The organism is Streptomyces sp. SID3212 (assembly GCF_009865405.1).
Lineage (GTDB): Bacteria > Actinomycetota > Actinomycetes > Streptomycetales > Streptomycetaceae > Streptomyces.
In genome coordinates, this window is sequence record NZ_WWJY01001208.1 from 1 (window position 1) to 12,435 (window position 12,435).

Here is a 12,435-nt window from a genome sequence, read left to right on the forward strand (position 1 = left end):
GGTGCCGCTGGTGGCGGCGCGGACGGTGGTGCGGGTCGTGGTGACGCGGGGGACGCCGACGGCGGTACGGGCGGTGAGCCGGGCGGCTGGGAGCGGCGGATCGCGGGCGGTCTCGCGTTCCTGCGCCGGCGGGTCACCGGGGACTACGAGGTCGACGAGTTCGGGTACGACAAGGAGCTGACCGAACAGGTCCTGATGTCGCTGGTCCGGCCGGTCTACGAGAACTACTTCCGGGTCGAGGTGAAGGGCATCGAGAACATCCCGTCGGAGGGCGGGGCGCTCGTGGTGGCCAACCACTCGGGGGTCCTGCCGCTGGACGGCCTGATGATGCAGGTCGCCGTCCACGACAACCACCCCGGGGACCGGCATCTGCGGCTCCTGGCGGCCGATCTGGTGTTCATGCTGCCGGTGGTCAACGAGCTGGCGCGCAAGGCCGGGCACACGCTGGCGTGCGCGGAGGACGCGGAGCGGCTGCTGGAGCGCGGCGAGGTCGTCGGGGTGATGCCGGAGGGCTTCAAGGGCATCGGCAAGCCGTTCGGCGACCGGTACAAGCTCCAGCGGTTCGGCCGGGGCGGGTTCGTCTCGACGGCGCTGCGGGCGGGCGTGCCGATCGTGCCCTGTTCGATCGTCGGGGCGGAGGAGATCTACCCGATGGTCGGCAACTCGAAGACACTGGCGCGGCTGCTGGGCATTCCGTACTTCCCGCTCACGCCGACGTTCCCATGGCTGGGGCCGCTGGGGGCGCTGCCGCTGCCGACGAAGTGGACGATCCAGTTCGGGGAGCCGATCCCGACGGACGGGTATCCGCCGGAGGCGGCGGAGGATCCGATGCTGATGTTCAATCTGACGGATCAGGTGCGGGAGCAGATCCAGCACACGCTGTACAAGCTGCTGGTGCAGCGGCGGTCGGTGTTCTTCTGACGCCGCGCCGGACTTTGCCGGACTTTCTGAGGGTATGGCTGAGGCGGGGCTCCTGGTGGGAGCCCCGCCTCAGCCGTGTCCGTGTGCTAGTCCGCGTCGTCCGCGTGGATGCCGAGACCTGGGAGCAGGTCGGGCAGCAGGGGCGGGATCGTGACGTCAGGACCCGGGCGGTCGGTGCTGTCCTTGGGTGCGGACGGCGACGGCAGGACGCTGTTCGGCGGGGGGTCGAGCAGGCCGCCGGTCTTGCCGCCGAGCAGGCCCTCCTCCGAGGCGTGGTCCGGACCGGAGCCCGAGGGGCGCGGCTTGTCGCTGATGTGCGGGCCGCTCTCGCTGGTGCCGGGTGTGGCGGGTGCGCTGGTGGGGTCGGTACCGGCGGTCCCCGTGGAGTCCTGTGTGGTGCCGGGCCGGGTCTCGGTCCTGCGCCTCTCCGGGGCTCGCGGCAGCATCGACTGGAGCGGGGCGACCTCTTCGTCCATCGCGTCGAAGACGGAACTGACCTCGTCGCCCACGTCCGTCAGCTGGACGGGCAGGCGTTCACGGAGTCCGTTCCACGCCTGGCGGTGCGAGGCGGAGAACGAGGAGAGGGTGGCGATCGGGCCGAGGGAGCCGTCCCGTTCGTATGCCTGGTGCAGCAGTCGGTGACCTTCGGTCGCGTCGTGCTTCATCCCGCTCAGGGCGCGTCTGATCTCGCCCAGGGACTCGTGGTCCAGGTGTCCGGCACGGTCGCGCTCCATGAGCCTGCGCGCTTCGTTCAGCCGGGTCGAGGCGTGGTCGAGGTAGAGCTCGCCCCGGCTGGAGTCGTCGTCCGCCAGGTTGAGCTTGAGGTCCTCCATGCCGCGCTTGAGCCCGTAGAGCGAGTCGCCGGGCAGGGCGTCGGAGCTGGCCGCGGCCACCCCGCCGAACGCGCCGGCCGCCACCCCGACCGTGAGTCCGCCGGCCGCGAGGCCTTTGGACCAGCGGGATCTGGGGCGCAGTTTCCGGAGCGGGGAGGCCCGGTGGGCACCCCGGCCGGACGTCCGCTGCTCGGGCACCGTGGTGCCCGAGGACATACCTCCGCCGGCTGTGCCTTCGAGCAGCATGGCCTCCATGGCGGCCACGAGCTGTGCTCGTTGCACCACTTTGACCTCGGGGTCCAGCGTGGGTCTCGGTAGGTCACCGAGACCACTCGCCAGGGCCAACAGCCGCCCCTGTTCGGCCGGTTCGGCCGACTCGGCGGGCTGTTCGGCCGCCTCGCCCTGAACCGTCCGGTCGTCCAGGGCCTGGGCGAAGGCGTTCGCCCGCCGGTGTGCCGATACGTTCGCGATCACTGGCGGCACCTCCTCTCGTCATGACGATCGACTCCCCTGGGGGTCCGGAAGGTTGCACACCTTGAGCGCATCCACACCATCGGGTGAATGGCCGCGAGCGTGACGTGACCGCAGGGAGCCTGCATCCCGCACAACGAGCGGCTCGGCACTTGGGTTACGCGCGGAGGATGATCGGACCAGTGAGTCATCAGGGCGTCACCGAAAGTGAGTTGAGTCGTCGGCGGTCAGCGGGCGTCTTCCGGGAGCAGGCGGGCCAGGGTGCGTACGGCTCGGTATTGCAAGGTCTTGATCGCTCCTTCGTTCTTGCCCATGACACGGGCCGTCTCGGCGACCGAGAGGCCTTGCAGGAAGCGCAGTGTGACGCACTCCTGCTGCTGGGGATTGAGTTTCCGTACGGCTTCCAGCAGCGCCGCGTTGGACAGGGACTCCAGGACGGAGTCCTCGGGACTGCGCTCGACCTCGTTGGCGTCGAGCATTTCGCCTGTGGTCACTTCGAGCCGGAACCGGCTCGACTTGAAGTGGTCCGCGACCAGGTTCCGGGCGATCGTGACCAGCCAGGCGCCGAAGTCGCGCCCCTGCCAGGTGAAGGTGGAGATCCGGCGCAGGGCGCGCAGGAACGTCTCGCTGGTGAGGTCCTCCGCGGTCGCCTTTCCGCCCACGCGGTAGTAGATGTAGCGGTAGACGGTGTCGCTGTACTGGTCGTACAGCCGGCCGAAGGCCTCGGCCTCACCGGCCTGGGCGCGCTCGACGAGTTCCATCATGCGGGCGCTGTCGCTGTCGGCGGTGGGCCGGCGGGCGGTGGTCGAGGCGGCGGCGCCGCTTCGGCTTCCCCGTCTGCCGACCGCCGCACCGCCGCTCGCCAGGGCATAACAAGGTCCGATAGGGCCGCTCACGGCAGGGGCCGCTGCGGCGAAGGCGGGGACGGCGTACGCGGTGGGGACGAAGCCGCGCAAATGGTCGAGGACCGTTGCGCGCAGCGTAGCCAGGCCCGAGGCGTCAACCCCGACGTGTGGGTACACGGGACTCCCAGAGGCAGAGCTTCCATCACGTGCAGTGCGGGACCGTTCACTCGCCGTGGTGACGGGTGGGGTCCGGTATGCGTCTGAGGAGAATAACGCTTCGTACAGGCAGCGCTACACCCAGTTGCTCAAATCATCGATTACGTCGCTTCTGTGGCGCCTAAGCGGCGGATCAAGTAGCACATCGTGACCATTTGCTGATCAGATTTGGTCAAGATCTGTGTGCTGCGGTGATGGGTTGTGGCGGAGTGTCGTCACGGCGACTACGCGGAGGGACACGCGGGTAGAACGCCGGGATCGCGAAACACCCCGGGCGGGCCGCCCGGGGTGTTGTGGTGGAGTCGTGGCTGTGGTCGTTGCGGTCGCTGGCGCCGTCGCGCGGGGAGTGTCAGCGGCGGCGGCGGTGCAGGGCGACCGCGGCGGCCGTGCCGCCCGCGAGGGCGCCCACCCCGGCTGCCGCCGGGATGCCGACCTTGGCCGCCTTGCGGCCGGTCCGGTAGTCGCGCAGCCGCCAGTCCAGCCGGCGCGCGTGCTTGCGGAGCTTGGCGTCGGGGTTGATCGCGTACGGATGCCCCACCAGCGAGAGCATCGGGATGTCGTTGTGCGAGTCGCTGTACGCGGCGCAGCGGTCCAGGTCGAAGCCCTCGGCGGTGGCCAGGGCGCGGACGGCCTCGGCCTTGGCGGGGCCGTGCAGGGGTTCGCCGACGAGCTTGCCGGTGTAGACGCCGTCCACGGATTCGGCGACGGTGCCGAGGGCGCCGGTCAGGCCGAGCCTGCGGGCGATGATCGTGGCCGTCTCGACGGGCGCGGCCGTGACCAGCCAGACCTGCTGGCCCGCGTCGAGGTGGGCCTGGGCGAGGGCGCGGGTGCCGGGCCAGATGCGGTCGGCCATGTACTCGTCGTAGATCTCCTCGCCGATGGACATCAGCTCGGAGACGCGGTGGCCCTTGACGATGGACAGCGCGCTGTCGCGGGCGTCCTGCATGTGCTCGGGGTCCTCGACGCCGGCCAGCCGGAACCACGTCTGCTGCCAGGCGAACCGGGCGAGTTCGCGGCGCTGGAAGAACTTGCGCTTGTACAGGCCGCGGCCGAAGTGGAAGATCGCGGCGCCCTGCATCACGGTGTTGTCGAGATCGAAGAAGGCGGCGGCGCGGGCGTCCCCGAAGACGGGGAAGTCGGGCACGCGCGTGTCGCCGCCGGCGGGCGCGGCGCCCGCGGCGAGCGCGTCCTGCGATTCCTGCGTGGACTTCAGTCCTGCCTCGGCTGCGGCCTCGCCCGCCAGCACACTCCGGGCTGTCGCGGAGCGCCTACGGGGAGTGAGCCATCCCAGTGCGGCCATGTCGTGAGCATAGCCAGTCTGTTCGGTGCTTCCCCACGAGCCGGGATGCCGGGGGGTGAACTCTCCACGACCGGTCTGTTAATCAGGCAACCAGGGGCCGCCTGTGGACGTCCGGCGCCGGAAGGCGCGGCGCGGGCGGAGAATGGCCGCATGAGTCCTTCGATACGGAATCCGTTGTCGCGGCGCGGGAAGAAGAAGGCGGAGGAGCGGATGGTCACGCTCGTGTCCAAGCCGGGGTGTCATCTGTGCGACGACGCCCGTGCGGTGATCGAGACGGTGTGCGCGGAGACCGGGGCGTCGTGGGAGGAGAAGGACATCACCCGGGACGAGGCGCTGCACCGCGCGTACTGGGAGCAGATTCCGGTGGTCCTGGTGGACGGGGAGCAGCACACGTTCTGGCGGGTGGACGCGGCCCGGCTCCGTCGCGAACTGGGGAGCTGACCGGAAAGCCGGTTAACATCATGGGCGCTTCGCCGGGCATTTCATCGGTGGAAGCGGTCTCGGGGGCGTATTTCGTGAGGAGTGTGTGCGGTTTTGCCCCCTTCCTGTGTGCATCAGGCTGAAGTGGTCGGCGGTCCCGGGATCACGGGATCGGGATGCGTGACCCCGGTCACTTTGCTCGGACAAAGCGGACACCATCTTTGTGCACGCGTTCACAAAGACATAGCCTGCATTCGACGGGGCGGTCCTGGGACATACGGCCGCCTACAGCCTCGCTCATCCCGCAGGAGCACCGTGGCAACTGGCCGAACTCACCGACCGGCGACCCGTAGCCGAGGAATCCCCGAGGCCACCGTCGCCCGGCTTCCCCTGTATCTGCGGGCACTGACCGCTCTGTCCGAGCGGTCCGTACCCACTGTCTCGTCCGAGGAACTGGCGACCGCGGCCGGGGTCAACTCCGCGAAGCTGCGCAAGGACTTCTCCTACCTCGGTTCGTACGGGACGCGGGGGGTGGGTTACGACGTCGAATACCTCGTCTACCAGATCTCCCGTGAGCTGGGCCTGACGCAGGACTGGCCGGTCGTGATCGTCGGAATCGGTAACCTCGGCGCCGCGCTCGCCAACTACGGCGGGTTCGCGTCCCGTGGGTTCCGGGTCGCCGCGCTGATAGACGCGGACCCGGAGATGGCCGGCAAGCCGGTCGCCGGGATGCCCGTCCAGCACACGGACGAGCTGGAGAAGATCATCAGCGACAACGGTGTCTCGATCGGGGTCATCGCGACCCCCGCCGGCGCCGCCCAGCAGGTCTGCGAGCGGCTCGTCGCCGCCGGGGTGACCTCGATCCTCAACTTCGCGCCGACGGTGCTGTCCGTGCCCGACGGGGTGGACGTCCGCAAGGTCGACCTCTCCATCGAACTCCAGATCCTCGCCTTCCACGAGCAGCGCAAGGCCGGCGAGGAGGCCGCCGCCGAGGCGGCCCTGCCGCCCGGCGAGCGCGCGCACCCCGCAGATGCCGCAGCCGCCGTGGACGCCGTGGACGCCCCGCGCGACAGCGCCCCGCCGCACGCCGCGAGCCGGAAGGGGCCCGAAGGGGACGTACCGGCGGTGATGCCGGCATGAGCCTTCTGGTCGTCGGACTGAGCCACCGCAGCGCCCCGGTGAGCGTGCTGGAACACGCGTCGCTCTCCACGGACGCGCAGATCAAGCTGTTGCAGGACTCGCTCGCCGCCGAGCCCGCCACCGAGGCGGCCGTCCTCGCCACCTGCAACCGCATCGAGCTGTACGCCGACGTCGACAAGTTCCACGCCGGGGTCGCCGAACTGTCCACGCTCCTCGCCCGGCACAGCGGTGTCGGCCTCGACGAGCTGACCCCTTATCTCTACGTGCACTACGAGGACCGGGCCGTCCACCACCTCTTTTCGGTGGCCTGCGGCCTGGACTCGATGGTCGTCGGCGAGGGGCAGATCCTCGGGCAGATCAAGGACGCGCTGGCGCTCGGACAGGAGCTCCACAGCGCGGGCCGGCTGCTCAACGACCTGTTCCAGCAGGCCCTGCGGGTCGGGAAGCGCGCCCACAGCGAGACCGGGATCGACCGGGCGGGACAGTCCCTGGTCACCTTCGGGCTGGAACAGCTCGCCGCGGGCCGGGCCGTCGAGGCCTGGGCCAAGGACAAGCGGGCGCTGGTGATCGGCGCCGGCTCGATGTCCTCGCTCGCCGCCGCCACCCTCGCGCGGGCCGGCGTCGAGGAGATCGTCATCGCCAACCGCACCGCGCCGCGCGCCGAGCGGCTCGCCGAGATCCTCACCGAGCCCGGCGGTACGGGCGTGCGGGCGCGGGCCGTGACCATGGGCGCCGTCCCCGGTGAACTGACACGTGCCGACATCGTCGTGTCCTGTACGGGGGCGACCGGCCTGGTGCTCGCCGCCGACACTGTCGAGGCCGCCCTGACCGGCCGTACCGCACCGCTCGCCCTGCTCGACCTCGCCATGCCCCGGGACATCGACGCCGGCGCGCACCGCCTCGGCGGCATCCGGTTCGTGGACATCGAGTCGCTGGCCGAGGCCTCCGCCGACGCCCCCATGGCGGCGGACGTCGAACTGGTGCGCACGATCGTCTCCGACGAGGTGGCCGCCTTCGGCGCCGCTCAGCGCGCCGCGCACATCACTCCGACCGTGGTCGCCCTGCGCGCCATGGCCGCCGACGTGGTCAGCACCGAAGTCGCCCGCCTCGAAGGCAGGCTCCCCGACCTGGACGAGAAGCAGCGCGCCGAAATCACGCGTACGGTGCGCCGTGTCGTCGACAAACTCCTGCACGCGCCCACCGTGCGGGTCAAGCAGCTGGCGAGCGAGCCCGGCGGCGCCGGATACGCGGACGCGCTGCGTGAACTCTTCGACCTCGACCCGCAGACGGTCGCCGCCGTCAGCCGGGCCGACCTGAATGACACCGACGGTGTAGGCAGAGGGCGAGTATGACCGAGAAGGCACTGAGGCCCGAGAGGCCTCCGCGGCCCGACAGGCCCCCCGGGCCCGGACGGCCGCTGAGGCTGGGTACCAGACGCAGCAGGCTCGCCCTGGCCCAGTCCGGGCAAGTGGCCGAAGCCGTGCGCGCGCTGACCGGGCGACCGGTGGAGCTCGTGGAGATCACCACGTACGGCGACACCTCGCGTGAGCACCTCGCGCAGATCGGCGGTACGGGCGTCTTCGCCATCGCGCTGCGGGACGCGCTGCTGCGCGGCGAGGTCGACTTCGCCGTGCACTCCCTCAAGGACCTGCCGACCGCGCAGCCCGACGACCTCACGCTGGCCGCCGTGCCGGTCCGGGAGGATCCGAGGGACGTGCTGGTGGCGCGGGACGGGCTGCGGCTCGGCCAACTGCCCCCGGGCGCCCGGGTCGGTACGGGGTCGCCGCGCCGGGCGGCGCAGCTCAACGCGTACGCGCGCGGCCACGGTCTGTCCATCAGGACCGTGCCGATCCGCGGGAACATCGACACCCGCCTCGAACACGTCCGCAGCGGGGAGTTCGACGCCGTCGTGCTCGCCGCCGCGGGGCTCCACCGGATCGGCAGGATCGGTGAGGTGACCGAGTTCCTGTCGGTCGACACCGTTCTGCCCGCCCCCGGCCAGGGGGCCCTGGCAGTAGAGTGCGCCGCGGTCAACGTGGACCTCGCCGCCGTGCTCGCCGAGCTCGACGATCCGCACACGCGGATCGCCGTGACCGCCGAGCGATCCCTGCTCGCCGCCCTGGAGGCCGGTTGCAGCGCACCTGTGGGTGCCCTGGCCGACCTGCTGGCCGAGGAGCAGGTTGTCAACGAAATGCGCCTGCGCGGCGTCGTCGGCACGACCGACGGCTCGACGCTGGTGCAGCTGTCCACCACCGGTCCCGTACCCACGTCGCACGGGGACGCCATCGCGCTCGGTCGCGAACTCGCGTCCGACATGCTTGCCAAGGGTGCGGCCGGTCTTATGGGGGAGCGACTTTGAGCCCCACCACCTATGACCTAACGGCCTACTCCGCATCGGGGCACGTCACCTTCCTCGGTGCCGGACCCGGAGATCCGGGTCTGCTGACACTTCGCGCCGTCGAGGCGCTCGCGGGGGCGGATGTACTGATCGCCGAGCCTGATGTGCTCGAAGTCGTACGCGGCCATGCCAGGGCGGGGGTGAGCACACCGGCACTGACGGTCGTCGACGAGGCGTCAACAGCCGCCGGGATCCCCGCTATCCGGGACGCTGCCAATCTTGTCATGGAGGCCGCGCGCGGCGGCAAGCGGGTCGTCCGTGCGGTGACCGGTGACCCGGGCCTGGACGGAGGCGCGGGCACGGAGATGCTCGCGTGCGCCGCCGCGGGCATCTCCTTCGAGGTCGTGCCCGGTATCGCGGCCGCGGTCGGCGTGCCGGCCTACGCCGGGGTGCCGTTGCGGGACGCGCAGGGCACGGACGTGCGCATGGTCGACGCCAGGACCGCGAGCGAGCGGTGCTGGACGGAGATCGGTGCGAGCGACGGCACGGTCGTCGTGTCCACGACCCTGGAGACGGTGGGCGCCGCCGCCGGTGAGATGGTCGCGGCCGGCCGCAAGCCGGACACCCCGATGACCGTCACCGTCGCCGGTACGACCACCCGGCAGCGGACGTGGACGGCCACGCTCGGCACGATCGCGCAGACCCTCAAGCAGGCGAAGGTGCTGCCGTCCCCGGACGGGCACCAGTCCGTCATAGCCGTCGTCGGCGAGCGCAGTTCGGCCGCCCAGCGCGACCAGCTCGCGTGGTTCGAGTCCAAGGCCCTGTTCGGCTGGAAGGTCCTCGTCCCGAGGACCAAGGAGCAGTCGGCCTCGCTCTCCGACCAGCTCAGGTCGTACGGCGCGGTCCCGCACGAGGTCCCGACCATCGCGGTCGAACCGCCTCGCACGCCCCAGCAGATGGAGCGTGCGGTCAAGGGCCTGGTCACCGGGCGCTACGAATGGATCGCCTTCACGTCGGTCAACGCGGTGAAGGCGGTGCGGGAGAAGTTCGAGGAGTACGGGCTCGACGCCCGGGCCTTCGCCGGGATCAAGGTCGCCGCGGTGGGCGACCAGACGGCGGCGTCCCTCATCGAGTTCGGGGTGAAGCCCGACCTCGTGCCGTCCGGCGAGCAGTCCGCCGCCGGGCTGCTGGAGGACTGGCCGCCGTACGACCCGGTGTTCGACCCGATCGACCGGGTCTTCCTGCCGCGCGCCGACATCGCCACCGAGACGCTGGTGGCGGGGCTGATCGAGCTGGGCTGGGAGGTCGACGACGTCACGGCGTACCGCACCGTGCGCGCCTCGCCGCCGCCCGCCGAGACCCGGGAGGCCATCAAGGGCGGTGGGTTCGACGCGGTGCTGTTCACGTCCTCGTCCACGGTGCGGAACCTGGTCGGGATCGCGGGCAAGCCGCACAACGTGACGGTGATCGCGTGCATCGGTCCCGCCACGGCGAAGACCGCCGAGGAGCACGGCCTGCGGGTCGACGTCCTGTCGCCCGAGCCGTCGGTGCACAAGCTGGCCGAGGCGCTCGCCGCGTTCGGCACGCAGCGCCGCGAGACGGCGAAGGAGGCCGGTGACCCGGTCACCCGGCCGAGCGAACGGCGGCCCGGCAGCCGCAGGAGGCGTACGACGTAGGTGCGGGCGTGGCGGTCCCGGCTGCCCGGATTTTCGCGGGTGGCCGGGACCGTTCTCGTACCGGATGTACCGGACGTACCAGATGTGGCGGACGTACCGGACGTGGCGAACTGCCGGACGACATCAGAACTGAACAAGCAGGCAAGAGGCGACTGACGATGACTGAGTACGGATCCTTCCCCGGCGCGCGCCCCCGGCGGCTGCGGGTCAACCCGGCGATGCGGCGGATGGTGGCCGAGACCCGGCTGCATCCGGCGGACCTGATCCTCCCCGCCTTCGTACGGGAGGGGATCAGCGAGCCGGTGGCGCTGTCCTCGATGCCGGGGGTCGTGCAGCACACGCTGGACACCTTGCGGAAGGCGGCGGTGGACGCGGTGTCGGCCGGGGTCTCCGGGTTCATGCTCTACGGCGTTCCCGACGACACGAAGAAGGACGCGGTGGGGTCGGCGGGCACGGACCCGGCCGGGATTCTCCAGATCGCGCTGCGCGCGGTGCGGGCGGAGGTCGGGGACGAGCTGGTCGTCATGTCGGACCTGTGCCTGGACGAGTACACGGACCACGGCCACTGCGGGGTGCTGGACGCGGAGGGCCGGGTCGACAACGACGCGACGCTGGAGCGGTACGCGGAGATGGCCCAGGTCCAGGCCGACGCGGGGGCCCATGTGCTGGGGACCAGCGGGATGATGGACGGCCAGGTCGGGGTCGTACGGGACGCGCTGGACACGATCGGCAGGGAGGACGTGTCGATCCTCGCCTACACGGCGAAGTATTCGTCGGCGTTCTACGGCCCGTTCCGGGAAGCGGTCGGCTCCTCGCTGAAGGGTGACCGCAAGACCTACCAGCAGGATCCGGCCAACGCCCGCGAGGCGCTGCGGGAGCTGGCCCTGGACCTGGAGGAGGGCGCCGACATGGTCATGGTCAAGCCGGCCCTGCCCTACCTGGACATCCTGGCGGCGATCGCGGCCGAGGTGGCCGTACCGGTCGCGGCGTACCAGATCTCCGGTGAGTACGCGATGGTCGAGGCGGCGGCCGAGAAGGGCTGGATCAACCGCGACGCGGCGATCCTGGAGACCCTGACGGGCGTCAAGCGGGCGGGCGCGTCCATGATCCTGACGTACTGGGCGACGGAGGTCGCGGAGAAGCTGAACGCCTCGCGCTGAGCCGCGTGGTTGGGTGCTTCCCGCGCTCGTCACGCTCGTCACGCCGAAGGGGCGGCGCACGCCGACGGGGTCGGGGTGAGCCGCCCCTTCGGGCGTGGTGCGGGGGGTCGTCGTTACTTCGGGTCGCGGTTGAAGAGGGACGTGGACCAGACGTAGCCGAGGGCGGCCAGGGCCAGGCACCAGGCCACCGCCAGCCAGCCGTTGTGGCCGATCTCGGTGCCCAGGAGCAGGCCGCGCAGGGTCTCGATGGCCGGGGTGAAGGGCTGGTACTCGGCGATGGGGCGGAACCAGCCCGGCATCGCGTCGAGCGGTACGAAGGCGCTGGAGAGCAGCGGCAGGACCATCAGCGGCATGGCGTTGTTGCTGGCTGCCTCCACGGTGGGGCTGGACAGGCCCATCCCGACCGCGATCCAGGTCAGCGCCAGGGAGACGAGGGCCAGCAGTCCCACCGCCAGGAGCCACTCGACGGCGGTGGCGTCCGTGGACCGGAAGCCGATCGCCACCGCGACGGCCCCGACGCAGATCACGCTCATCACGCACTGGATCACACTGCCGACCACGTGCCCGATGAGGACCGAACCGCGGTGGATCGCCATCGTACGGAAGCGGGCGATGATGCCCTCGGTCATGTCCATGGAGACGGACACCGCGCTGCCGATCGTGGTGCCGCCGATGGTCAGCAGCAGGATGCCCGGGACGAGATAGGCGAGGTACGCGGACCGGTCTCCGCCGCCGCCCCCGATGCCGGCGCTCATCACGTCGCCGAAGATGTAGACGAAGAGCAGCAGGAGCACGACCGGGGTGAGCAGCAGGTTCAGCGTCATGGACGGGTAGCGGCGCACGTGCAGGAGGTTGCGGCGCAGCATCGTGGCCGAGTCGCGGACGGCGAGGGTGAGGGAGCGGGCGGGGGCGGGGGCGGCGGTGCTCATCGGGCTGTCTCCTGGGTGTGGTTCGGCCGGCTCGGGTCGGTGGGGGCGGTCAGGGCGAAGAACACGTCGTCCAGGTCGGGTGTGTGTACGGTCAGCTCGTCCGCCTGGACGCCGGCCGCGTCCAGCCGGTCGAGGAGGGAGCGCAGCGCGCGCTGGCTGCCGTCGCCGGGGATCCGCAACGCCAGC

The 12,435-nt window shown here is 70.9% G+C and carries 11 protein-coding genes and 1 pseudogene; 7 read left to right on the forward strand and 5 right to left on the reverse strand.

Annotated features, from left to right (window positions below; translation table 11 throughout):
* Positions 1 to 921 (forward strand): lysophospholipid acyltransferase family protein (locus GT042_RS36110; protein WP_237531543.1); only part of this gene is annotated, 921 nt, incomplete at its 5' end.
* A gap of 86 nt (positions 922 to 1,007) precedes the next feature.
* Here the strand turns inward: GT042_RS36110 and GT042_RS36115 are convergent.
* From GT042_RS36115 to GT042_RS36125, 3 genes are all read right to left on the reverse strand, one after another.
* A complete protein-coding gene (locus GT042_RS36115; RefSeq protein WP_161312898.1) occupies positions 1,008 to 2,228 on the reverse strand; it encodes a DUF5667 domain-containing protein in 1,221 nt (406 codons plus the stop codon).
* A gap of 224 nt (positions 2,229 to 2,452) precedes the next feature.
* On the reverse strand, positions 2,453 to 3,247 hold the full coding sequence (locus GT042_RS36120; protein WP_161312899.1) for an ECF subfamily RNA polymerase sigma factor, BldN family: 795 nt from the start codon (positions 3,245 to 3,247) through the stop codon (positions 2,453 to 2,455).
* A gap of 388 nt (positions 3,248 to 3,635) precedes the next feature.
* Positions 3,636 to 4,586 (reverse strand): HAD-IB family hydrolase, encoded by a 951-nt coding sequence (locus tag GT042_RS36125; RefSeq protein WP_161312900.1) that lies wholly within the window; start codon positions 4,584 to 4,586, stop codon positions 3,636 to 3,638.
* 150 nt (positions 4,587 to 4,736) lie between these two features.
* Here GT042_RS36125 and GT042_RS36130 point away from each other — a divergent pair, with 150 nt between their 5' ends.
* The 6 genes from GT042_RS36130 to hemB all read left to right on the forward strand — a co-directional run bounded on the left by GT042_RS36130 (position 4,737) and on the right by hemB (position 11,320).
* Entirely contained in the window at positions 4,737 to 5,027 is a 291-nt protein-coding gene (locus GT042_RS36130) for a glutaredoxin family protein (protein ID WP_161312901.1), read from the forward strand.
* Between the two features lie 294 nt (positions 5,028 to 5,321).
* Positions 5,322 to 6,146 (forward strand): redox-sensing transcriptional repressor Rex, encoded by an 825-nt coding sequence (locus tag GT042_RS36135; RefSeq protein WP_161312902.1) that lies wholly within the window; start codon positions 5,322 to 5,324, stop codon positions 6,144 to 6,146.
* Complete coding sequence (locus GT042_RS36140) at positions 6,143 to 7,498, forward strand: glutamyl-tRNA reductase (RefSeq protein WP_161312903.1); 1,356 nt, start codon at positions 6,143 to 6,145, stop codon at positions 7,496 to 7,498. The genes GT042_RS36135 and GT042_RS36140 overlap by 4 nt, the downstream gene beginning before the upstream one ends.
* Positions 7,499 to 7,509: 11 nt before the next feature.
* On the forward strand, positions 7,510 to 8,505 hold the full coding sequence (gene hemC / locus GT042_RS36145; protein WP_237531544.1) for a hydroxymethylbilane synthase: 996 nt from the start codon (positions 7,510 to 7,512) through the stop codon (positions 8,503 to 8,505).
* Positions 8,502 to 10,160, forward strand: coding sequence for a bifunctional uroporphyrinogen-III C-methyltransferase/uroporphyrinogen-III synthase (locus GT042_RS36150; protein WP_161312905.1), 1,659 nt, complete (start codon positions 8,502 to 8,504; stop codon positions 10,158 to 10,160). Before hemC ends, GT042_RS36150 begins: the two co-directional genes overlap by 4 nt.
* 158 nt (positions 10,161 to 10,318) lie before the next feature.
* Positions 10,319 to 11,320 (forward strand): porphobilinogen synthase, encoded by a 1,002-nt coding sequence (hemB, locus tag GT042_RS36155; protein ID WP_161312906.1) that lies wholly within the window; start codon positions 10,319 to 10,321, stop codon positions 11,318 to 11,320.
* A gap of 113 nt (positions 11,321 to 11,433) precedes the next feature.
* Here hemB and GT042_RS36160 read toward each other — a convergent pair whose 3' ends face one another.
* Together GT042_RS36160 and GT042_RS36165 are read right to left on the reverse strand one after the other, a co-directional pair.
* Entirely contained in the window at positions 11,434 to 12,249 is an 816-nt protein-coding gene (locus GT042_RS36160; protein ID WP_161312907.1) for an ABC transporter permease, read from the reverse strand.
* Positions 12,246 to 12,435, reverse strand: a pseudogene (locus GT042_RS36165) (ABC transporter); the annotation flags it as partial. The pseudogene GT042_RS36165 and the gene GT042_RS36160, both read right to left, overlap by 4 nt.